The 20,465-nt window shown below is 68.1% G+C and carries 21 protein-coding genes and 2 tRNA genes; 7 read left to right on the forward strand and 16 right to left on the reverse strand.

Going from position 1 to position 20,465, the window contains the following annotated elements:
* Window position 1: 1 nt before the first annotated feature.
* The 5 genes from flhB to CVUC_RS19915 form a co-directional block, all read right to left on the reverse strand.
* Window positions 2-1,087 carry a flagellar biosynthesis protein FlhB gene (gene flhB / locus CVUC_RS13625; RefSeq protein WP_010918961.1) on the reverse strand — a complete coding sequence of 362 codons (1,086 nt, stop codon included), beginning with the start codon at window positions 1,085-1,087 and terminating at the stop codon, window positions 2-4.
* 9 nt (window positions 1,088-1,096) lie between these two features.
* On the reverse strand, window positions 1,097-1,852 hold the full coding sequence (gene fliR, locus CVUC_RS13630; protein WP_010918960.1) for a flagellar biosynthetic protein FliR: 756 nt from the start codon (window positions 1,850-1,852) through the stop codon (window positions 1,097-1,099).
* A gap of 14 nt (window positions 1,853-1,866) precedes the next feature.
* Entirely contained in the window at window positions 1,867-2,133 is a 267-nt protein-coding gene (gene fliQ, locus CVUC_RS13635; RefSeq protein ID WP_012640137.1) for a flagellar biosynthesis protein FliQ, read from the reverse strand.
* A 147-nt stretch (window positions 2,134-2,280) separates the two neighbouring features.
* A complete protein-coding gene (locus CVUC_RS13640) occupies window positions 2,281-2,583 on the reverse strand; it encodes a hypothetical protein (RefSeq protein WP_096032816.1) in 303 nt (100 codons plus the stop codon).
* Between the two features lie 65 nt (window positions 2,584-2,648).
* The gene (locus CVUC_RS19915) at window positions 2,649-4,028 is read right to left on the reverse strand and encodes a hypothetical protein (RefSeq protein ID WP_024265665.1); all 1,380 of its coding nucleotides are present in this window, start codon (window positions 4,026-4,028) and stop codon (window positions 2,649-2,651) included.
* 381 nt (window positions 4,029-4,409) lie between these two features.
* On the opposite strand from CVUC_RS19915, the gene CVUC_RS13650 reads away from it, so the two are divergent.
* Window positions 4,410-4,889, forward strand: coding sequence for a ribonuclease H (locus CVUC_RS13650; protein ID WP_096032815.1), 480 nt, complete (start codon window positions 4,410-4,412; stop codon window positions 4,887-4,889).
* A 179-nt stretch (window positions 4,890-5,068) separates the two neighbouring features.
* Window positions 5,069-6,298 carry a pyridoxal phosphate-dependent aminotransferase gene (locus CVUC_RS13655; protein ID WP_096032814.1) on the forward strand — a complete coding sequence of 410 codons (1,230 nt, stop codon included), beginning with the start codon at window positions 5,069-5,071 and terminating at the stop codon, window positions 6,296-6,298.
* Between the two features lie 46 nt (window positions 6,299-6,344).
* On the opposite strand, the gene CVUC_RS13660 is transcribed toward CVUC_RS13655, so the two are convergent.
* Together CVUC_RS13660 and CVUC_RS13665 are read right to left on the reverse strand one after the other, a co-directional pair.
* Window positions 6,345-7,949, reverse strand: a complete 1,605-nt coding sequence (locus CVUC_RS13660; protein WP_096032813.1) for a peptide chain release factor 3 — start codon at window positions 7,947-7,949, stop codon at window positions 6,345-6,347.
* 103 nt (window positions 7,950-8,052) lie between these two features.
* Entirely contained in the window at window positions 8,053-9,582 is a 1,530-nt protein-coding gene (locus CVUC_RS13665; RefSeq protein ID WP_096032812.1) for a tetratricopeptide repeat protein, read from the reverse strand.
* Window positions 9,583-9,753: 171 nt separating this feature from the next.
* Between CVUC_RS13665 and CVUC_RS19920 the strand changes: the two genes are divergently transcribed.
* On the forward strand, window positions 9,754-9,885 hold the full coding sequence (locus CVUC_RS19920; protein WP_024265664.1) for a hypothetical protein: 132 nt from the start codon (window positions 9,754-9,756) through the stop codon (window positions 9,883-9,885).
* An 87-nt stretch (window positions 9,886-9,972) separates the two neighbouring features.
* On the opposite strand, the gene CVUC_RS13675 is transcribed toward CVUC_RS19920, so the two are convergent.
* On the reverse strand, window positions 9,973-10,353 hold the full coding sequence (locus CVUC_RS13675) for a hypothetical protein (RefSeq protein ID WP_010918950.1): 381 nt from the start codon (window positions 10,351-10,353) through the stop codon (window positions 9,973-9,975).
* Between the two features lie 128 nt (window positions 10,354-10,481).
* Window positions 10,482-10,811 (reverse strand): DUF1491 family protein, encoded by a 330-nt coding sequence (locus CVUC_RS13680; protein WP_096032810.1) that lies wholly within the window; start codon window positions 10,809-10,811, stop codon window positions 10,482-10,484.
* A gap of 68 nt (window positions 10,812-10,879) precedes the next feature.
* Here CVUC_RS13680 and CVUC_RS13685 point away from each other — a divergent pair, with 68 nt between their 5' ends.
* A complete protein-coding gene (locus CVUC_RS13685) occupies window positions 10,880-11,770 on the forward strand; it encodes a hypothetical protein (protein WP_010918948.1) in 891 nt (296 codons plus the stop codon).
* 12 nt (window positions 11,771-11,782) lie between these two features.
* Here CVUC_RS13685 and divJ read toward each other — a convergent pair whose 3' ends face one another.
* Window positions 11,783-13,546: a cell cycle sensor histidine kinase DivJ gene (gene divJ, locus CVUC_RS13690; RefSeq protein ID WP_164468085.1), complete on the reverse strand. Its 1,764-nt coding sequence runs from the start codon at window positions 13,544-13,546 to the stop codon at window positions 11,783-11,785.
* Window positions 13,547-13,742: 196 nt separating this feature from the next.
* Between divJ and CVUC_RS13695 the strand changes: the two genes are divergently transcribed.
* From CVUC_RS13695 to CVUC_RS13705, 3 genes are read left to right on the forward strand one after another with little or no spacing between them, the layout of a single operon-like run.
* Window positions 13,743-14,534, forward strand: coding sequence for a sensor histidine kinase (locus tag CVUC_RS13695; protein ID WP_010918946.1), 792 nt, complete (start codon window positions 13,743-13,745; stop codon window positions 14,532-14,534).
* 42 nt (window positions 14,535-14,576) lie between these two features.
* Window positions 14,577-15,002, forward strand: a complete 426-nt coding sequence (locus tag CVUC_RS13700) for a SufE family protein (RefSeq protein ID WP_010918945.1) — start codon at window positions 14,577-14,579, stop codon at window positions 15,000-15,002.
* Window positions 14,995-15,942, forward strand: coding sequence for a rhodanese-related sulfurtransferase (locus tag CVUC_RS13705; RefSeq protein ID WP_096032809.1), 948 nt, complete (start codon window positions 14,995-14,997; stop codon window positions 15,940-15,942). The genes CVUC_RS13700 and CVUC_RS13705 overlap by 8 nt, the downstream gene beginning before the upstream one ends.
* Before the next feature lie 8 nt (window positions 15,943-15,950).
* On the opposite strand, the gene CVUC_RS13710 is transcribed toward CVUC_RS13705, so the two are convergent.
* The 6 genes from CVUC_RS13710 to CVUC_RS13735 all read right to left on the reverse strand — a co-directional run bounded on the left by CVUC_RS13710 (window position 15,951) and on the right by CVUC_RS13735 (window position 20,398).
* Window positions 15,951-16,685 (reverse strand): DUF6456 domain-containing protein, encoded by a 735-nt coding sequence (locus CVUC_RS13710; RefSeq protein ID WP_164468084.1) that lies wholly within the window; start codon window positions 16,683-16,685, stop codon window positions 15,951-15,953.
* Complete coding sequence (locus CVUC_RS13715) at window positions 16,685-17,053, reverse strand: helix-turn-helix domain-containing protein (protein ID WP_096032808.1); 369 nt, start codon at window positions 17,051-17,053, stop codon at window positions 16,685-16,687. The genes CVUC_RS13710 and CVUC_RS13715 overlap by 1 nt, the downstream gene beginning before the upstream one ends.
* A 327-nt stretch (window positions 17,054-17,380) precedes the next feature.
* Window positions 17,381-18,307 (reverse strand): sugar kinase, encoded by a 927-nt coding sequence (locus tag CVUC_RS13720; protein WP_096032807.1) that lies wholly within the window; start codon window positions 18,305-18,307, stop codon window positions 17,381-17,383.
* A 2-nt stretch (window positions 18,308-18,309) separates the two neighbouring features.
* Window positions 18,310-20,100 (reverse strand): DUF885 domain-containing protein, encoded by a 1,791-nt coding sequence (locus CVUC_RS13725; protein ID WP_164468083.1) that lies wholly within the window; start codon window positions 20,098-20,100, stop codon window positions 18,310-18,312.
* Window positions 20,101-20,198: 98 nt separating this feature from the next.
* A tRNA-Gly gene (locus CVUC_RS13730) sits at window positions 20,199-20,273 on the reverse strand.
* A gap of 50 nt (window positions 20,274-20,323) precedes the next feature.
* Window positions 20,324-20,398 (reverse strand) — tRNA-Gly (locus CVUC_RS13735).
* Between the last annotated feature and the right edge of the window lie 67 nt (window positions 20,399-20,465).

Genomic DNA, 20,465 nt, shown 5'->3' on the forward strand with positions numbered 1-20,465 from the left:
CTTAGAGAGGACGCGCCCGGGGCTGGGGCTTCTTTCCGTTGAGGATGAAGCTGATGACCTTGGCGACGGCTTCGAAGTGTTCAACCGGGATTTCCTCGTCGATCTCGACGCTGGCGTAGAGGGCGCGGGCGAGCGGCGGGTCTTCCAGGACCGGCACGCCATGCTCCTCGGCGACGGCGCGGATCTTCAAGGCCAGATCGTCGACGCCCTTGGCCACGCACAGCGGCGCGGGCGTCTCGCCCTGCTCGTACTTCAGCGCCACGGCGTAGTGGGTCGGGTTCATGACCACGACGGTCGCCTTGGGCACCGCCTGCATCATCCGCTGGCGCGAGCGCTGCATCTGGATCTGGCGGCGTTTGCCCTTGATGTGCGGGTCACCGTCGGACTGCTTGAACTCCTCCTTGACCTCCTGAAGGGTCATCCGCATGCGGTTCATGAACCGCATGCGCTGCCAGAAATAGTCAAAGGCCGAGGTGGCCACCAGCAGCAGGATCACGGCGATCAGCAGGCCCTTGGAGAGCTTCATCGCCTCGGGGATCATCGCCGCCGGGTCCATGCCGACGAGATTGCGGACCTCGCCGACATGCGGCTTGAGCACGAAATAGGCGATGACGCCGGTCAGCAGGAACTTCACCGCCGACTTCAGGAACTGGACCATGCCGTCCGGCCCGAAGATGCGGCCCAGGCCCTTGATCAGGTCGAGCTTCTGGAAGTCGGGCTTGATCTTCTCGGGCGTCAGCAGGAAGCCCGTCTGGGCGATGTGAGCCGCCGCGCCGGCGAAGGCGGTCACCACCATGACCAGCACCAGCGCCGGCAGCGCGGCCAGCAGAGCCTGCTTCAGCACGATCATGGCCCCGCCGCTGCTCAGGTCGATCGTGCCGGCGTGAGCGATGAAGGGGGTCAGGGCCGCCATCAGGTCCCGCGTCAGCCAGCCGCCGGCCAGCAGGATCACCGACACCGCCCCGGCCAGCGAGGCCAGCTGCGGGATGTCGGCCGACTTGATGACGTCGCCCTTGGCGCGGGCGTCCGACAGCTTCTTGGCTGACGGTTCTTCTGTTTTCGATTCTGGATCCGTATCGTCCGCCATGCTCGCCCCCTAGGTGAAGATGTCCAGGAGTTCGCGGTAGCGGTCGGTCCAGACCATGGCGATGCCGCTCAGCGACAGCGCCAGCAGAGACAGGCCCAGGATCACGCTGAGCGGCGAGGCCACGAAGAAGATCTGGAACGCGGGCATGATGCGCCCGACCAGACCCGTGGCGAGGTTGAAGACCAGAGAGAAAACGATCACCGGCGCGGCCAACTGAACGCCCAGGCTGAACGACTGCGCGACCGTCTGCACCGCCAGGGCGGCGGCGTCGTTGACGGGTACGGCGCGGGTGAACGGGAAGATCGTGTACGACTTGACGATGGCGGCGATGAACAGGTGATGCAGGTCCGTGGCCATCACCAGAGTCAGGCCCAGCATCGACAAGAAGGTCGCCACCGCCGTGCTCGACCCTTCCATCGACGGATTGGTGCTCTGGGCGAACGACAGCGTGGTCTGCATCGAAATGATTTCGCCGGCCGTCGTCAGCGAGGTCATGAACAGGCGCAGCACCGAACCGATCATCAGGCCGATCAGGACCTCGTGGATCACCGCCCCGCCCAGTCCGCCCAGGGTGCTCGGGATAGGACCGACCGTGTTCTGGACCAGCGGCGCCAGGATCAGCGCCATCAGCAGGGCGAACGACAGGCGAATGCGGGCGGGAATCGCCTGGTCGCCGATGCCCGGCATGGTCATGACCATGGCGCCCACCCGCGCGAAGACGAGGGCGGCGACATAGACCTGAAAGGCCGTGGCGAAGGCGTTCAAGGGCCCCTCGCCTCCTACATGCCGGCGATGCGGGCGGCGATCTGGCGCATGAAGCCGCTCATCAGCGAGCCCATCAGCGGTAGGAAGATCAGCAGCGAGATGAAGATCGCCACGATCTTCGGGGCGTAGACGAGGGTGGCTTCCTGGATCTGGGTCAGGGCCTGGAACAGGCCGATGATGACGCCGACGACCAGGCCGACGATCAGCACCGGCGCGCAGAGCTGAAGCGTCAGCCAGATCGCGTCCCGGCCGACATCAAGAACCTCGGCGCCCGTCATCAAAAGCCTCGTCGGAATCGGCCGGACCGGCCGCCTGGAATCGAGGCTCGAAGATGGACGAAATATGGTTAACAGGGCGTTAGGGGTTTGCGGCGTCCGCCCCCGGTTCGGCGGCCGCGACGCTGTGTCCCAACCGCCGTAAGGCCGTGATTAGCGGATGCGGATACGCACCGGCACCTGGATGTACGAGCCCGCACGGCTCTTGCCGTCGGGGCCAAGCAGGTCGACCTGGACCTGGGAGACCATCGACAGCGCGGCCTGGCCGACGCCCAGGTCATTGGGGCTCTCATCCTGCACGGTGCAGGCGGTCAGATAGCCGTCGTTCTTCACCAGGCAGTTCAGGATCGCGACCGCGATGCGCGGCTCGGACACGGGCTTCAGCAGGTCCGTCCGGGCCTGGGCCTGAGGGGCGGCGGCGAAGACGGCGGCGGCGAGAGCGAGCGAAGCGATCACGTGTTCATCCCTGTACTGGTCTTTTTTATCGGCGGGCCTTTCGCCGCCTGGTGTTCCGTTTCGGATCAGACGGCCTGGGCCTGCTTGAGACGTTGCAGGCCCTGTGCCGCCAGGTCGGTCAGTGACCGCAGGCCAAGCTCCGAGAAGACGTCGAAGGCGCACGCCAGGGCTGCGCCGGCCCGGGCCAGGCGTCCATCATCGCGGCCGGTGATCTCGACGCGCGCCTCGTAGAGGCGGGCCAGGTTCATCTGCGCCACGGCCCAGCTGGCCGGATCGCGCGCGCCCGGGGCCGCGGCGAGCTCGGCCTTGAACGCCAGTTCGGCCGCGTCCAGCACCGCCAGGTCGGCGGTCAGCTCGGCGCAGCGCGCCAGGCAAAGCGCGCGGTTGTTGGCGACCACGGCGCGCAGGGCCAGGGCCGGCTGCACCTTCAGGGTCTGGGTGGCCCGGTCATAGGCCATCACCGCCTGTTCGAAGGCGCGCTCACTGGTCGAGGCCTCGCCCATCGCCTGGAGGGCCGCACCGAGTCCCGCCTGGGCGCGCGCCCAGTCCATCGGGCTGTGATCGGCGGGAACCGCCTCGACCGCTTCGGTCAGCGCCTCGACGCCGTCGGCGATACGGGAGATCTCGCCATCCAGCTCGCCCAGTTGCACCAGCGCCGCGCCACGCAGACCTTGCAGGCGCGCCCAGGCCAGGGGCTCAAAATCGGGATCGAGAACGGCGGCGGCGGCCTTAGCTTCGCCGGCGGCCTGCTCGGCCAGGCCGCGGTCCTTCAAGCGAACCGCGCAGGCGAGGATCAGCTCGATGCGCGTGGCGCGATGCTCGGCCAGCATCAGACGGGCCGGACCGCCCTTGGCGCGCTTGGCGGCGGCCAGGACCCGCAGAGGACCGTCAAAGGCGCCGACGGCGGCCATGGCGCGGTCGAGATCGTTCTGGGCCAACGCCGCGCGCCCTTCCAGGCCGGCGGTCATGGCCGCACACTGCGCAGTGCGCTGATGAGCCGGCGTGCGGGCCAGGGTCGCCGACGCGGCGGCGACCAGCCCCTCGTCGCCGAAGAGATCCGCGCCCAGCACGGCCAGAACGGCCTGCTCACAGCGCGCGGCGCTCAAGGCGTCGTGCCGGCGTTCGGTTTCGAAGAGCTTCGCGGCGGCCTCGGCCTGGGCCGCGCCCTTGCGCAGCGCGGTGGCGTCGCCCGTTCGGCGGGCCAGTTCGCGCCAGACGACGGCGGCTTCCAGCAGCCGTGCGCCACGGTCCTTGGCGCCGATCCGTCCGGCGACGACATCGGCCGATCGCGCCTCATTGGCCAGAAGTCGCACATCCAAGAGCTCCAGCAGGGACGTGTCCCCGCCGGTCAGCCCTTCGCGCCAAGCCCCCTTGAAGCCGCCTTCAGCGTCGACGCCGAACAACCGCTTCAGATCTCGTCCGAACTCGAACATCGCCACGCGCACTCCGCTTACGGATCGTCCCACCCCGGGACAGCCCGGAGCAGGTTCAACGCCTGAGCAGCAAAACCGGAGCCAGCGGATTTTAACAAGTGGTTAAGAAGTGTTTACAGCGCGTTAACCATAAATATTTCCTTTGTTTTTACGCCGCGGTCGAGATCCCAACCATTATGGTTGAACGCGTATTGAATTGGCACACTTCTTGCTTTGCCGAATACGCGCACGGCGGCCCCGCGCCCGCCGTTCTTAGAACTTTGTTCACCGACCTTAAAATGACGTTAACTCTAAGTTTTAAGCGTCCGTTCACCCTTCATTCCACCCCACCCTCCCCCAAACGGCGCGAAGCAGGCTAGAAAGCGCTCAGGATCGTCGATTCCGGAGCCCGACATGGCCGCCGTCACCCTTTGGATCGCCAACCTCTGCCGCTCAGACCCGGGCTATGGCGGATGGGCCTATGTGCGGAAGATGGACGGCGAGACCGGCGCGGCGGCGATCAAGGGCGCCGCCGGCGGCGAGCGGCGCACCAGCAGCGCCAAGATGAGCCTGACAGCCCTGACCGAAGCCCTGGAAAGCCTCACCGACCTGCCGCCGGAGACGGCCGTCACCCTGCGGTTCCTGGACCCTGCTTTGGCCGGCCAGCTGGTCGCCGCGGACGGTGACTATGCGACCGCCGAGCCGGAAGTCTGGGCCCTGGCGCGCGCCGCGGTCGCCTCGCGCCCCGTGCTGGACCTTGTCCCCGCTTCCCCCGGCGAGCCGACCAGCGGCTTTCTGTCGGCCTGGGCGGAGTTCGGGCTGGATACGGCCAAGTCGCGCGGCAGCTTCAAGGCCGCTATCCCCAAGCCGAACCTAATGAAGTTCCCCGGCTAGCGGGGCAACCAAAGGACCAGCGGACCGTAACGGCGCTCCAAATTCGCGCCGACACAATCGACAAGTGCGTATGCCTGCCCGGGGCTTAGGCGCCGAGCGCTTTATCGCCTGCCCGACCCTTGCGCGGCCGGCGCCCTCGGCGCGTCCTTGAGCCCTCGCAACGCTGGGGAAGAACGACCATGGCCACCGAAACCTCGGACAAGCCCGCGCTGGCGCGGCGCTCCTTCCTGCGCAGCGCCGCCTTCCTGGCCACCGCAGCGCCGATCATGACCGAGGCCAGCCTGGCTTACGCGGCCCAGACCCCCGCCCCGCCCTCGGGCATGGCGCTGCACGGCCAGAGCGCCAATGCGCCGCCGTCCGGCATGGTGCTGATCAACGCCAACGAAAACCCGCTGGGTCCCAGCAAGGCCGCCTGCGACGCCATCGCGCGCGTGGCGCCGCTGGGCGGACGCTATGACCTGACCGGCGAAACCGAGCGCCTGATCAAGATCATCGCGACGCAGAGCGGCCTGAAGCCGGAGTTCATCGCCGTCTATGCCGGCTCGTCCGAGCCTTTGCACTACAGCGTCCTGGCCTTTACCTCGCCGACCAAGAGCTTCGTCACCGCCGATCCGTCCTACGAGGCGGGCATGTTCGCGGCCCGCACCAGCCAAGCCAAGACCATCAAGACGCCCCTGACCAGCGCCTTCGCCCACGACGTCAAGGCGATGGTCGCCGCCGACGCCCAGGCGGGCGTCATCTATATCTGCAACCCCAACAATCCGACCGGCACGCTCACGACCAAGCAGGACATCGTCTGGGCGCTGGAGAACAAGCCCGCGGGCTCGATCCTGCTGGTCGACGAGGCCTATATCCACTTGACCGACGAGCCCGACACCCTGGACCTGGTCGCCCAGGGCAAGGACCTGATCGTCCTACGCACCTTCTCGAAGATCTATGGCATGGCCGGCATCCGCTGCGGCTTCGCGGCGGGCCGTCCGGACCTGTTGGCCAAGCTGAAACCGTTCGGCCAGAACGCCATGCCGATCACCGGTTCAGCCGCCGCCCGCGCCTCGCTGGAGGACCCGAAGCTTGTCCCCGAGCGCCGCAAGATCATCGGCGACACCCGTCGCGACACGATCGCCTGGCTGACGGCCAATGGCTACAAGGTCATCGGCGATCCGCAGACCAACTGCTTCATGATCGATACCGGCCGCAATGGCCGCGCGGTGATGGCGGCGATGAAGGCCAGGAATGTCATGATCGGCCGCACCTGGCCGATCTGGCCCAACGCCGTGCGCATCTCGGTCGGCACGCCCGAGGAGATGGCGGCGTTCAAGGTGGCCTTCAAGGCGGTGATGGACGGCCCGCCTCTCGCGGAGGCGGATCACGTTCAGCTGGCGCAGCTCGACGGCTACGTAGCGCTGTAGGCTCTGTTCGCTCCAGCGGAGCGGAGCGGCCCGCCGCCTGACGCCCCTACGCCCGCTCCTTGGTCCGCTCGAACCGCACCTTCGGGTACTTGTCGGCGACGTAGCCGATCTCCCAGGCGCTCTTGCCCAGGAAGACCGGCGCTTCGTCGATGTCCTGGCCCATGGCCGACTTGTGCTTGTCGACGAAGTCCTCGACTGCGGCGCGCTCGCCCACCAGCCAGCGCGCCTCGGCGAAGGGGCTGTTCTCGAAGATCACGTCCAGCTGGTACTCATTGGACAGCCGGTCGGCCATGACCTCGAACTGCAGTTGGCCCACGGCGCCGACGATGAAGTCGCTGCCGATCATCGGGCGGAACAGCTGGGTGACGCCTTCCTCGGCCAGGCCCTCCAGCGCCTTCTTCAGGTGCTTGGCCTTCAGCGGATCCTTCACGCGCACGCGGCGCAGGATTTCCGGCGCGAAGTTGGGCAGGCCGGCGAAGCGCAGCGTCCCGCTCTCGGACAGGCTGTCGCCCACCCGCAGCACGCCGTGGTTCGGAATGCCGATCACGTCGCCGGCGAAGGCGTCCTCGGCCAGCTCGCGGTCGGAGGCGAAGAACATGATCGGCGCGTTGACGCTCATGGCCTTGCCGGTGTTCTGGGCCTTCAGCTTCATGCCGCGCGTGAAGCGGCCGCTGGTCAGGCGCAGCATGGCGATGCGGTCGCGGTGATTGGGGTCCATGTTCGCCTGGACCTTGAAGACGAAGCCCGAGACCTCCTTGTCGCCGGGCTCGACGCTGGTCGGCTCACCGTTCTTTTCGGCCTTCATGGCCTTGGGCGACGGGGCGTAGGCGCCGATGCCGGCCAAGAGCTGCTTGACGCCGAAATGGCGCAGGGCCGAGCCGAAGAACACCGGCGTCATGTGGCCTTCCAGGAACGACTGGACCTCGAACGTCGGATAGCCGCCGCCGACCAGCTCGGCCTGCTCTTCCAGCTCGGCCTTTTCGGCGTCTTCCAGGAACTGGTTGATCGAGTTGCCGTCAAAGGCGACAGGCTCGGGGTGACCCTCGTCATCGGCTGCGCCGCCGGTGCGCTTGGCGTAGGGGATGAACATCCCCTCGCGCATGTCCAGCATGCCCTTGAAGCGACCGCCTGAGCCCGCCGGCCAGTAGAGCGGCGCGGGATCCAGGGCCAGCTTGGCGGCGATCTCGTCCAAGAGCTCGATCGGGTCCTGGGCCTCGCGGTCCATCTTGTTGATGAAGGTGATGATCGGGATGTCGCGCAGGCGGCAGACCTCGAACAGCTTCAGGGTCTGGGGCTCGATGCCCTTGGCGGCGTCCAGCACCATGATCGCCGCGTCGGCGGCCGTCAGGGTGCGGTAGGTGTCCTCCGAGAAGTCCTCGTGGCCCGGCGTGTCCAAGAGATTGAACATCTTGCCGTCGTGGTCGAACGTCATCACCGAGGCGCTGACCGAGATCCCGCGCTCGCGCTCGATCTTCATCCAGTCCGACCGGGTGCGACGGTTCTCGCCGCGCGCCCGCACGGCGCCGGCGGCCCGGATCGCCCCGCCGGCCAGCAGGATGTTTTCCGTCAGGGTCGTCTTGCCGGCGTCGGGGTGGCTGATGATGGCGAAGGTGCGCCGACGGGCGGCTTCAGCGGCGGGTGCAGTGCTCATGGGCGGGGACCTACCCGTCCGAAGCGTCCTTGTCACCTGCGCCGGACGACGCGGGGCGACAAGCAAGACGAAGGCTCGGGCCGATCCTGTTTCGATCTGTCGTTCAGGACGACGGGCTCTGGCCCGGCGCCGCGGCGAGTTTCTCGCGAATGGACTTCAGCAAGGCCGCGGCGGTCTCGCTCATCTGCCCGCCATGGGGGCTGTTGGCGACTGGCTCAAGCATGGCATGGGCGTCAGCATAGCGCCCGCGTGCGGCGAGCGCCTGGCCGGCCGTCAGGCGGATCTCCGAGACCTGCGGCGCCAGTTGCGCGCTGAGCTCCAGAACGTTCAGCGTGTTGTCGCTGGGATAGCCGGGCTCGCCGACGCGCGTCTTCGCAAAGCCATAGAGTGTCTGATAGGCGTCGGGCTGGGCCTTGTTGGCTCGACCAAAGAACTTGGCCGCCTCGGCGACCAGGGCCTTGGCCTCAGCGGGCTTGTCCTTGAGCGCCTTGGCCGCGTCGAGACGGCTCTCCCCCGCCAGACGCAAGGCTTCGGCGTCGTCGGGATGCTTGGCGATCCAGTCGGCCAACATCGTCTCGGCCGCGGCGCGATCGCCATAGTCGGCCTCCACACGCGCCAGGGTCAGGGTGGCCAGGCGGTCCCCGGGATACTTCGCCGCGTCGGCGCGCACCGTCTTCAGCAGCCTCTGACCAAGCTCCTTCGGCGGCCCGCGCTTGGCCAGCTGGTTTTCGAGCATCAGGTCACCGGCCGACGCCGGGAGGGTCGTCACCACCATGGGAAAGTCCGGCTGCTTGTCGCGGACCAGCGTCTTGTTGGGGATGGCGCTGCGCAGATAGCCGCGCATCACCCGTTCCAGATCATCCACCGCGACGCCCGTCGTCTTCGGCCAGGCCGTCAGCGGCTCCTCGCCGCGCGCCGTCGCCGCCACAAAGGCCGACAGCTGCTTTTTCCGTTCGGGATCCGACAGCATGTAATGGGTCAAAAGCCAGGACTGGCCGTAGTACATAGCGCCCTGACGCTCGGTGAGCGCGCGGGGACGCTTGGTCAAGAGATCGCGCGAGGACACCCAGGAGCCGTTCAAGAGGTTGGAGACCCGCGCCCCGTTGGGCGCCCCGACCAGGATTTTCTTGTCCTGGATATCGGCGGTCATGAAGTACTCGGCGTAGCCTTCGACCAGCCACGCGGGATAGGCGCCAGGATAGTGCTGCAGCATGAAGTGGTGGACGTACTCATGCAGCACGGCGTCGTCGGCCAGGCCTGTGGACTTGCGAATAGCGACCGCGAAAATGTCGTTGGGCCCGGCGGTGTAGACGCCCGCCGCGGACTCTGCGTCAGGAAAAACGCGCTGCAACTGGTCGGCGCTGCGCACCAGATAAACATCCAGCTTGCGCGCCGTGTCGTCCTGGTCCGGCGCTCGGCCGTGGAACAGACGCAGCAGCGCGTCGAAGTCCTCGAGCTTGGCGGTGAAGGCGCGCAGACCGCTTTCGCCGCCGTCGCTGTACACCACGAAGTGGGCGCTCTCGGCCCGCTGCCATTCGGCGCGCGCCAGGCTGGGGCGGCCAAGTATCGCCAGACTCAAAACCAAGCCCAGCACAGCACGAACAAACATCGACCTGACAAAGCCCCAATCCACAACCCCGAATTGAGGCTAAGCGACACGCACGCCGGCTGGCAAGGCGCGTCGCCTCGCGTCGTGACGTCCAGGCGACAAAATGCCCCTGTTCGAACATCCGGTTTGGAGTCATCCTCCCCTCATCCGCACCGGCAGGCGTCAGATCGCCGGGCGTATGGAGGAAATCGAAAGATGGCCCTGCTCGACCATCATCGCGCCCCGACTCGTCAACATCCCGCAGGCAGCGCCTTGTGCCTGGCCCTGGCGATCGCCGGTCTGGCCGCTTCGGCCGTGGCGCTGAGCTGGATGATGAACTTCGTCTAGGCCCCTTTTCTATCTGGTTGAACCATCAGATCAGAAGGTTGGAGCGCCGCAGACCCGATCGTCGTGTCACACGGATCGGAGAACGCTTTAGGCGGCGAGACGACGCCAGACCTGGCGATCGGCTTCAATATTGGTGAGCGCGCCGCTGTTCTGCCGCTCAAGCAAAGTCGCCATGACCTCGACGCTCAGCTGCGCATAGCGCACCTGCACGTCCGCGACCCGGCAACCCCGGCCCGGAGCGATAAACAGCGCCGCGTTGATTTCCGGGGTCTTGGATACGATCAGGGCGGCCAGACGCTCGGCCCGTTCGCGATCCTTCATATGCAGCAGGGGCTCCTCGGAGAACAGCTCCTTGCCCAGCTCTCCGACATAGCTCAGCGAGAGCTTGGCGAAACGGTCGCGCGTCACCGGCGGCGTCAGTTCCGCCGCGTCGAAGCTCAAGACCACATCGTTCATGAGGAAAAGCATGGCGGGTACGCGAGCGCTGTTGAGGGGACCTTGGACCCGTCCATCATGCCCGACGCACGCTTTCGCTCCGGTTTAGGAGCAAGGTTAACGCCATCTCGGCCCGCCCCTTTCAGCGGGGCGGTCGTCGCTCACGACTCAATCGGCTCGGTCAGAAAATGGCGACCGTCGCGATCCTCGATCTCGACCACCCAGATATCGGGGTCGATACGCGCGGCGCGCTCGACGTAGGCGTCCAGATCCGGCTCGAAGGTCGAGCGCACAGGCTGCATCCAAAAGCGCTCGCCGTCTCCGCGCGTCGCCTCGCTGAACAGGCGCGCGGTCCCCTCCCGGCGATCGACCGCCTTGACCAGAACCGCGCCGGCGCGCGCGTCACCCTTGCGAGCGACCGTGGCGAAGGCCCCGCCCAGTTCGGCCCGGCGGATCAGCGCCGCGACCCAGATATCCGTCGAAAGAAGCATCGCTAACCGAACCGCAACCCGGGCGCGTCTAGAACCCGTCCTTCAAGTTTCGTCACTCCCATAGGCCAATGACGTTCGCAGAGCACCCCAAAGGTCGCATTCGACGCGGGATCGCCATGGCGATCGGCCTGATGGCCTGCGCCTGTCCGGGCGCGCTCCTCGCCGCTGATACAGGCGGGCAGCTCTATGAGCGCACCCTGATGACAGCGGCCGACGGCCGCTGCCGGCTGTTCTCGCCGACCATCTCGTCCGCGCTCGACGCCGCCCGCGCCCAGGCCCGCGGCGCCGCGCTGCGCTCGGGCGCCACCGAACTGCAGGTCGCCGCGCTCGAACAACGCGCCCGCGCCAAGGCCGCCAGCGCCACCTGCGACTCCAAGGACCTCACCGTGGCCGCCGCCCGCGTGAAGAAGGCCTTCGAGGGCTACTCCCAGCTGCTGACCATGACCTATCCGGGCGATGTCTCGTCTTGGAAGGCCGAGCGGTCGGTGTCGGCCACCATTCCGGTCTGGCGCCTGTCGCAGCCGTCGAGCTTTGGGACCGACCGCCTGATGTTCGGTCTGGCCGGGCGCGCCAAGGCCGTGCTGGCTGTCTCCACCTTCGAGAACGGCCAACGCCCCTATGTGGCGCGGATCATTCTGCGCGACACCAAGCGCACGCTCGGCCCCTATATCGACGCGCGGTCGGGCAAGAATCTCGCGGGCAAGATCCCGCCGCGCAACGCCAGCCTGGTCTTCACGGCCGAGCGGCGCGAGGAGGCCCCGGTCACCCTGCTGCCGACCGGCGCCAAGACGGGCCTGGCCTTCCGGTTTCCGGAGGCGGTAGCCGAGGCGATGTCGCAACTGGACCCTCGTGAAGCGGTCACGGTGGAGTTCGCCTTCGCCGGACGCGGCGAGGAGGTCACGCGCAAGGCCTATATCGAGGTCGGAGACTTCGCCGCCGGACGGGCGTTCCTGCGGTAAGGCCAGAGCGCCTCAGCGCGGCGCAAAGGCGATGACGTTGTCGCCCAGGCTGGCCGGCGGCGGTTCCTCGACCGTGGGAGCGGGTTCCGGCGCCGAAGGCGCTTCTGGCGCGGCTGGCGGCGTCGGCGTCGGCGTCGCAGCGACCATCGGCGCCAGCAGCACAGGCAGACGCACCGACACGGTCGTGCCTGCGCCCAGGCGGCTCTCGATCACCATCTCGCCGCCATGCAGCTGGGCGAAAGCCCGCACCAGCGACAGGCCAAGGCCCGTGCCCCGCGCGCGCTGTTCGGCCCCGCCGGCCTGCTCGTAGGGACGCCCCAGGCGTTCCAGGTCCTCAGGACTGATCCCGACGCCCGTATCGGCGACCACGATCTCGAGCACGCCGTCATAGCCGTGCGCCGTGACGGTCACCTGCCCGCCGCGCGGGGTGAACTTCAGGGCGTTCGAGACGAGGTTCAGGACGATCTGCTTCAGCGCGCGGCGATCGGCGTCGACCTCCAGCTCGCCGGGCGGCAGGACGCCGCGCAGCTGAACTCCGGCGGTGTCGGACTGAACGCGCAGCAGCCGCATCGCCGCCTGAACCGCCTCGCGCGCGTCGAACACGCCGCGCTGCAGCTCGAACCGTTCGGCCTCGATCTTGGACATGTCCAACACGTCGTTGATCAGGTCCAGCAGATGGCCGCCGCTCTCGTGGATCAGCTCAGCGTACTCGGCGTAGCGGTCGCTCAGCGGACCAAACATCCGCGCCCGCATGATGTCGGAGAAGCCCATGATCGCGTTCAGGGGCGTGCGAAGCTCATGGCTCATATTGGCCAGGAACCGCGCGCGGCCGGCGGCCAGGGCCTCGGCGTCGATGCGCGCCTGGTCGAGCGCGTGCTCGCGATGGCGCTCCACCGTGATGTCGCGCAGCACGCCGACCAGCTGGTTCGGCGCAACGCGGTGCATGTCCAGGGCCACCACGCGCTCGACGCCCAGCGCGGGGTTGAAGGTCAGGCTGGCCGAGCCCTCACGATGAGCCTGGGCGATAGCGGCGGTCAGGCGCTGACGGTCGCCGGGCGCAGCCGCGCCGGTCAGACCGCGATTGACGAGATCAGCGCGGGTGACGCCGGGCGGCGCCGCGCCGCGCACGGCGGTCACCTGTCCCTGCCCCCGGACGGCGATCGCCAGGTGCGGCAGGCCGTCGAGCAAGGTCTCCAGACCGATGATCTCGCTGGCGTAGCGATCGTCGCGCGCGCCCTGGCGACGCCGGCCGATCAGGAGGCCGGCGGCGAGACCAAGACCGGTCGTCACCAGCGCCAGAAAGCCCAGAACGAAGGCCAGCGGTCCCGTCGGCGCCGCGGGCGCCAGGCCGGAAAGCTGGGTCAGCGCCGCGACACAGGCGCCGATCAGGGCCAGGGCCGCGCCCTCGGCCAGACGCTTGGGCTGATCCTGGGTGGAGGCGGCCGCCACGGGCGCGAGACACCAGGCGGCCATGGCCCCGCCCACGCCGCCGGTCAGCACCGCCGCCAGCGAGCCGCCCACGGCCCACAGCACCAAGAGCCGGGACTGGGTGCGTTCGTCCTCCCGCGTGAAGATCAGCGAGACCAAGGCAGGCAGGGCGCCGGCCCCGAGCGCCGCCCACACAGGCCAACCGCCGGAGTCGGCGGTGAACAGGGCCGCCGCCGCCGCCAGACAGACAGCCGCCAGCCACCCGAGCCGCCAGGCGTGCGCGGGATCGAGCCCGGCGGCGCGTGCGGCCGGACGTCTGAACGGGTCTGGAAGCGTCTCGAATTCCAAGGCCAGTCGACTTTTTAGCGCGGTGGGGAGGATCACCGTCGTCAAACCTTAACGCGGGGCGGGCCTTCCCTCCAACCCCGCACAATCTGCGGGCGACCTTTCGTGGTGGAAGCCCTGTGGACGGAAACGGAATCGTAAGCGCCTGCTCCCATGCTGATCATCTGATTCAGCACGGACAGAAGGTCCGGGAGACCCCATGGCACAGCCGGCGATCCAGGACGCGTCGCAAGACAGCGCCGTCACGCCCTCGCCGGCCGATCGCCGCGCGGCTGCACAGGCGCGCCGCCAACTGGCGCTGGAAGAGCGCAAGCGCTCCTTCCTGCGGATGGTCAGCCACGAACTGCGAACCCCGCTGAACGCCGTCATCGGCTTCTCGGAAATCCTGTCGCAGGAGCTCTATGGCCCCTTGGGCAGCCCCCAGTATCGCGAATACGCCACGATCGTGCATGACAGCGGCCTGAAGCTGCTGAAGCTGGTCAACCAGATCGTCGAACTCGCGCGGCTTGAGGGCCAGGCCAGCGATATCGAGATGACGCCTGAGTCCCTCGACGAGGCCATCGAGGACGTCGTCGACAGCCTGCGCGCCGAGATCGCCCGCCGGGACGTGATCGTCCACGTCGTCGGCGCAGGCGCCCTGCCCTCGGTTCAGGCCGACAGCCGGGGCCTTCGGACCATGCTGACCAACCTGCTGCAGAACGCGGTCACGCACTCGCCCGCCGGCGGCGTCATCCATGTCACGGCCGCACGCGTGGACGGCGAGATCGAGATCGCCATCCGCGACCAGGGCCCAGGCGTCGAAAGCGCCGAGCTGCCGCGCCTGCTCCAGCCCTTCGAACAAGGCGGCTGCGCGCTCACGCGCACCCACGAAGGCGCCGGCCTTGGTTTGCCGATCGTGGACCTGCTGTCGCGCGCCATGGGCGGGCAGCTGAAGCTCTCCTCCAGCCTCGGCGCCGGTTTCCTGGCCCGCCTGATCCTCAGAGCCGCCTAGCCGGTGCTTGCCTTGGCGCGGCAAGGCGCCTAAACGCCGCGCATGACCAGCCCCATCGACACCGCCCTGACCGACCTCGCCGACGAGTTCGAACTGCTGGGCGATTGGGAAGAGCGCTATCGCTATGTCATCGAGCTCGGCAAGGACCTGGCGCCGCTGACCGACGCCGAACGCTCCGAAGCGAACAAGGTGCGCGGCTGCGCCAGCCAGGTGTGGCTGGTGACCGAGCCGCAAGCCGACGGCTCGATCGTCTTTCGCGGCGACAGCGACGCCCACATCGTCAGCGGCCTGATCGCCATCCTGCTGCGGCTCTATTCGGGTCGAGCCGCCGCCGACATTGCCGGCTTCGACGCCAAGGCCGCCTTTGACCGACTGGGCCTGTCCGAGGCGCTGTCGTCGCAGCGTTCGAATGGCCTGAAGTCGATGGTCGCCCGCATCCAGCGCGACGCGCAGGCCGCGCTTGGCTAGCTATCGCGTCGCCGCGCTGTATCGCTTCACGCGGCTTGAGGATCCGGCGGCGATCCAGGGGCCGCTGGCGGCCCTGTGCTGCAGCCTTGGCGTCAAAGGCACTCTGCTTTTGGCGCGCGAAGGGATCAACGGCACGATCGCCGGCGAGGGCGCCGCCATCGAGGCGGTGCTGGCTCATATCCGCGCCCTGCCCGGCTGCGCGGATCTGACGCCCAAGACCGCCTGGGCCGAGCGCATGCCCTTCTACCGGATGAAGGTCCGGCTGAAGAAGGAGATCGTCACCCTGGGCGAGCCAGACCTGGATCCGACCGATGCTGGAACCTATGTCGCGCCCGCCGACTGGAACGCCCTGATCCGCGATCCGGACGTCCTGGTGATCGACACCCGCAACGCCTACGAGGTGGCGGTCGGACGCTTCGAGGGCGCGATCGATCCGCAGACCGACAGCTTCGCCGACTTCCCCGCCTGGTTCCGCGACTGGCGCAAGAGCGTCGAGGCCGAACGAAGCCCAGACGCGCCGCTGAAGGTGGCGATGTACTGCACCGGCGGCATCCGCTGCGAGAAGTCGACCGCCTTCCTGAAGGCCGAGGGCGTCGAGCAGGTCTTCCACCTGAAGGGCGGCGTTCTGGACTATCTGGAACAGATCCCGCAGCCGGAAAGCCTCTGGCGCGGCGAGTGCTTCGTCTTCGACGAGCGCGTCTCGGTGGGCCATGGCCTGGCCAAGGGCGACCACGTCCTGTGCCGGGGTTGCCGCATGCCGGTCAGTCCGCAGGATCAGGCCTCGCCGCTCTATGTCGAAGGCGTGGCCTGCCCCGCTTGCCATGACCAGCGCAGCGAGGAGCAGAAAGCGCGCGCCGCCGAGCGTCACCGCCAGGTGCTGCATTGCGAGGCGCTGGGCGTCGACCACGTCGGCGCGACCCTGCCGACCAAGATCGACTGAACTTCGCCTCACGCCATCCGGTAGTGTCTGGCCAACGCCTGCAGGGCCAGCTTCAACACCGTCTTGCCCGCGCGCCGGGGGAGCTTCAGCGAATCCTCCGCCGCCTCGAGCGCCGAGCCCATCAGGCAGACGCGCTCCAGAATGTCGCGCAGTCCCGGCCCGACCGCGGTGAGCGCGCGGGCGATCCTCTGGCGCGTGGCGTGGTCGCGCTCAGCGGGGGCCAGCACCGTTTGGCCCCCGTCGACGCGGGGCGTGGCGTCCCATCGCATGGTCATGCGACCCAGCGTTCCCAGGCTCTCGAACTCCTCGCGAAGCCGTTCGGCGGCCGCGACCTCGGCGGGACCAAGCCATGGGCGTCCGTGGCTGTCGCGACGACGGGCCAGCCACGCGATCGGCGACTCCCCGAGGTTTCGACGAACAACCCCTTCGGCCGTCTCGACCGAGGCCTCGATGACACCCGGGCGCCCCGGCGGCGGCGGCGCCGCCACTTCGGGCCGCGCGACCATCGTCCAGCCCCCTTCCCGACGCGGCTTCAGCGTGGCCTCGCGGGCCAGAACCGCGAAGGCGGCCTCGTCCAGGGTCAGCATCACGCTGCGACGACGACTGGCGCCGAGCCGGACGCCATAGCCGCCGCCATGGGGCTCGATCACCGCGCCGGGCCTGGCCAGCAGCCGCATCGCGCGTTCAGCGCGGCGCTCGGCGTCCAAAGCCGCCTCGAAACGGGCCTGAAGCGCGCCGGTCATCACGGCAGGTCCTGAGCGTGCGACGGGGCCTGACGCAGGCAGGCCTCCAGTTCGCACAGCCGCCGATCAAAGGCCTCGTCCTCGCGCAAATCCTCGATCTTGCGGCAGGCATGCCCGCAGGTCGTCCGATCCCGACCAAAGGCGAAGGCCACGCGCGCCAGAGGCCAGTTCAGGGTGATGTGGGTCAGGTAGATGGCGAGTTGCCGGGCGCGCACCGCCGTATGGGACGCCCGCTTGGGCGTTGCGATCTCCAGCGCCGGCACGCCGGTGGCCAGGGAGACAAGGTGGGTGACGAAGCCGACCGTCAGGCGGTCGCGTCGGGGATCGGGCGTGATCGCCCAGATGTCCTCAAGGGCTTGAACCAGCATGGCGTCCTCTCCTCCAGGCCGCGAGCGCAGCCGGCGAACACCACTATAGGTTTATATTCCGCACAGAGGAAGATATTCCTATTTCACTCATGCAAGCCCGAGCTAAGCGATTGTTTTTTCGTCGCTTAGGCCGCCACTACGCTCATGGAGCTCTGTGGATAGAACGCAGGATATCCCCCTCTCGCAGCGCCTCGCCGTCCGACGAATCAAGGGTGTTTTCTGAAAGAAGTCCCGTGTCGCCATCACCCAGGCCGCATCCACCGGATGGCGCGCATCGGGAGCCGCTACGGCGCCGAAGGCCAAGAAGGGACACGGCCACAAGGGGGCTCAGCCTAAGGGGGCTAAACCTATCTCCGGCGGCACAATCGCGCCTCGATGGGAGACCACGATCCCGGCCAAGGCGTGCGCCCTGGCGACGGCGTCGGGGATCGCCGCGCCCGCCAACCGCGAGGACAGGTAGGCGGCGTTGAAACTGTCGCCCGCGCCGGTCGTGTCCACGGCCTTCACCCGCGCGGGGGCCGGCGTCGCCGTGCGGCCCTCCGGTGTGTGAACATTGACGGCATGGCTCTCATCCCGCGCCACCACCTCGGCGCCGGCGGCCGCCCATTCGGCGGCGAGGTCCTCGGCCTCGCGACCGTAGAGCGGGCGGCTGTCTTCGCTGCTCAGCGAGACATAGCGGCAGGCGGGGACCACACCGTCCAGCGCGGCGCGGGCGGCCTCGGCGCTGGGCCAGAGGGCCGGGCGGTAGTTGAAGTCCAGCGCCACGGCCACGCCGTGCGAGTGGACGTAAGCGAGGATGTCGCGCAGCCGCGCCCGCCCGATGTCGCCGATCACCGCCAGGGTCACCCCCGACAGATAGACAAGATCGCTGGCCTTGGCGGCCTCGATCAGCTGGTCGGCGGTGTGGGCCGAGAACAGATCGCGGATCGGGGCCCGCTCGCGCCAATAGTGGAACTTCCGCTCGCCGTGCTCGTCCAGGATGATGGCGTAGAGGCCCGGCAGGCGGTTCTCGACCTGGCGCACCAGCTGGGTGTCCATGCCTTCGCGGCGCATGGCCGCCAGCACGCCTTCGCTGAACGGGTCCCCCTGCCCCAGCGCGGTACAGTAGGCGACCTGGTCGCCCAGCCGCGCCATGTAGATCGCCGTGTTGAAGGTGTCCCCGGCGAAGCCCATCCGATAGAGCGGCGCGCCGCCGTCGCCGGCTTCCGGCGACAGCTCGACCATGCACTCGCCCAGAACCGTGATCCGCACCAAGGTCAGTCCTTCTTCTTGGCGGCCGTCGCGGGCTTGGCCAGCTCTTGCGCCGTCCAGGCGTCGATCCGGGTTTCCAGCACGGCCAGCGGCAGCGAGCCGCGCAGCAGCAACGCGTCATGGAAGCCACGCTCGTCGAACCTGTCGCCCAGCTTGGTCTCCGCGCGCTTGCGCAGCTCCAGGATCTTCAGCTCGCCGATCTTGTAGGCCAGGGCCTGGCCGGGCCAGGAGACATAGCGCTTGAGCTCGACCTCGATATTGGTGGGCGACAGAGCGGTGTTGTCGGTGAAGCATACGCGGGCCTGATCGATGCTCCAGCCCTTCCAGTGCATGCCGGTGTCGGCGACCAGACGGCAGGCGCGCCACATCTCGTAGGAAAGCCGGCCGAACAGCTCATAGGGGTCGCGATAGATGCCCATCCCCTCGCCCAGCCATTCCGAATAGAGGCCCCAGCCCTCGCCGAAGGCGGTGAAATAGAGGTTCTTGCGGAACTCCGGCACATTGACCTGCTCGGCGGCCAGCGCGGTCTGGAGATGGTGGCCCGGCGCGCCTTCGTGCAGCACCAGGGCCGGCAGCTCGTAGAGCGGCCGCTGGTCCAGCTCGGAGGTGTTGATCATCAGGCCGCCCGCGCGGCCGACCTTGGCGTCGCCGCCGAAATAGCGGCCGGTCGTGTAGCCCTTCTCGATGCTGGCCGGCACCGCCCGCACGCCATAGGGCAGCCGCGGCAGAACGCCAAAGTGGGCCGGCAGCTGGTCATCGGCGCGCTTGGCGATCTCGCTGGACTTCTCCAGCAGCTGCTGGCGGCTGGTGGCGTAGAAGCGCGGCTCCTTGCGCAACATGGCGATGAAGGCCGGCAGGTCGCCCTGGAAGCCGGCGGCCTTCATGGTCTCTTCCATGCGGGCCCGGATGCGCTTCACCTCGGCCTGGCCGATGTCGTGGATCTGGTCGGGCGTCAGGGTCGTGGTCGTGTGGCGACGCGCCAGGAACGCATAGTAGCGCTTGCCGTCGGGCAGGTCGGAGGCCGCCAGGCTCTTGGCCGCGCGCGGCACATACTCTTCGGCCATGAACTTGACGAAGCCGGCGCGGGCGGGCGCGACGCTGTCCTTGATCGCCTTCTCGCCCTCGGCGACCAGCGCCGCGCGGGTGGCTTCGGGCATGCCGGCCGGCAGATTGCGCAGCGGCGCCAGCAGCGGATCCTCGGTCAGCGGCGTCGTCGCAGCGCGCTGGGCGCGGTCCTGGACGGCCTGGGCGGTCGAAACCGCGTGGACGAAACCCGTGCTCACGCCGCGGCGAGCGTTGGCGATATTGGCGGCGTACCAGGCGGGCATGCGGTTGAGCAGCGCGATCCAGCGTCGCGCCTCGGCCTCGGTCTTCAGCCGCATGCCGCTGGCGCGGTACAGCATCATCACGTCGAAGCCGCCGTCGCTGCTGAACGGCATGCGCGCCTCGTCGAAGCCGCCCGCCTCGACGCGATCCTTCACCGCCCACAGCAGAAGATCGCGCGTCAGCTTCTCGTCTTCCGACAGCCCCACCATGTCCATGGACGAGAGGTCCGCCGAGATCGCCTTGAGCTTGGTCAGCCTGGCGGCGTCAGCGGCCGGCGAGACATCGGGAAGCCGCCAGCGCGCCGCGTCGCCGCCGCCGTCGTCGGGGTCCCCATCCGTATTGCCGAGCGCCTCGTAGCGGGCCACCAGGCCGGTCAGCGTTTCGGAGGGACCAGCCCAGGCGGACGAAACGACCAAGGCGGTGAGACAGACGCCGGCCAGGGCGGCGCGCCAAGTGCGATGCTGAGTCATGGGGCCAAGATTAGGCCAAGCCCACGCCGCGTCCACACGCGAATCGACCATCCCGAGGGAACAAGTCGATAAGATCCAATTGTCGGGAAAACCGAGAATGGAGCGGGCGAAGAGATTCGAACTCTCGACATCCACCTTGGCAAGGTGGCGCTCTACCACTGAGCTACGCCCGCGCATATTCGCGAGATATGGTCTCATCCAGCCTGCCCGGAAACCGGGAGAATGGAGCGGGCGAAGAGATTCGAACTCTCGACATCCACCTTGGCAAGGTGGCGCTCTACCACTGAGCTACGCCCGCATCGGCGAGGCCCAGAAGAGCGCCCCGCGACGAGGAGGCGGCTTATGGCAGAGCGCTTCGCGGTTTG

The sequence above is a fragment of the Caulobacter vibrioides genome (genome assembly GCF_002858865.1).
In the GTDB taxonomy this organism is placed as follows: domain Bacteria; phylum Pseudomonadota; class Alphaproteobacteria; order Caulobacterales; family Caulobacteraceae; genus Caulobacter; species Caulobacter vibrioides.

Excerpts from the sequence above, each read along its gene's own strand:
- CVUC_RS13650 (WP_096032815.1), top strand. The coding sequence starts at position 4,410 with ATGGCCGCCGTCACCCTTTGGATCGCCAACCTCTGCCGCTCAGACCCG.
- flhB (WP_010918961.1), bottom strand. The coding sequence starts at position 1,087 with ATGGCGGACGATACGGATCCAGAATCGAAAACAGAAGAACCGTCAGCC.
- CVUC_RS13710 (WP_164468084.1), bottom strand. The coding sequence starts at position 16,685 with ATGACCGGCGCGCTTCAGGCCCGTTTCGAGGCGGCTTTGGACGCCGAG.
- CVUC_RS13655 (WP_096032814.1), top strand. The coding sequence starts at position 5,069 with ATGGCCACCGAAACCTCGGACAAGCCCGCGCTGGCGCGGCGCTCCTTC.
- CVUC_RS13685 (WP_010918948.1), top strand. The coding sequence starts at position 10,880 with ATGACGTTCGCAGAGCACCCCAAAGGTCGCATTCGACGCGGGATCGCC.
- CVUC_RS13725 (WP_164468083.1), bottom strand. The coding sequence starts at position 20,100 with ATGACTCAGCATCGCACTTGGCGCGCCGCCCTGGCCGGCGTCTGTCTC.
- CVUC_RS13660 (WP_096032813.1), bottom strand. The coding sequence starts at position 7,949 with ATGAGCACTGCACCCGCCGCTGAAGCCGCCCGTCGGCGCACCTTCGCC.
- CVUC_RS13700 (WP_010918945.1), top strand. The coding sequence starts at position 14,577 with ATGACCAGCCCCATCGACACCGCCCTGACCGACCTCGCCGACGAGTTC.
- CVUC_RS13675 (WP_010918950.1), bottom strand. The coding sequence starts at position 10,353 with ATGCTTTTCCTCATGAACGATGTGGTCTTGAGCTTCGACGCGGCGGAA.
- CVUC_RS13680 (WP_096032810.1), bottom strand. The coding sequence starts at position 10,811 with ATGCTTCTTTCGACGGATATCTGGGTCGCGGCGCTGATCCGCCGGGCC.
- CVUC_RS13695 (WP_010918946.1), top strand. The coding sequence starts at position 13,743 with ATGGCACAGCCGGCGATCCAGGACGCGTCGCAAGACAGCGCCGTCACG.
- CVUC_RS13715 (WP_096032808.1), bottom strand. The coding sequence starts at position 17,053 with ATGCTGGTTCAAGCCCTTGAGGACATCTGGGCGATCACGCCCGATCCC.
- CVUC_RS19920 (WP_024265664.1), top strand. The coding sequence starts at position 9,754 with ATGGCCCTGCTCGACCATCATCGCGCCCCGACTCGTCAACATCCCGCA.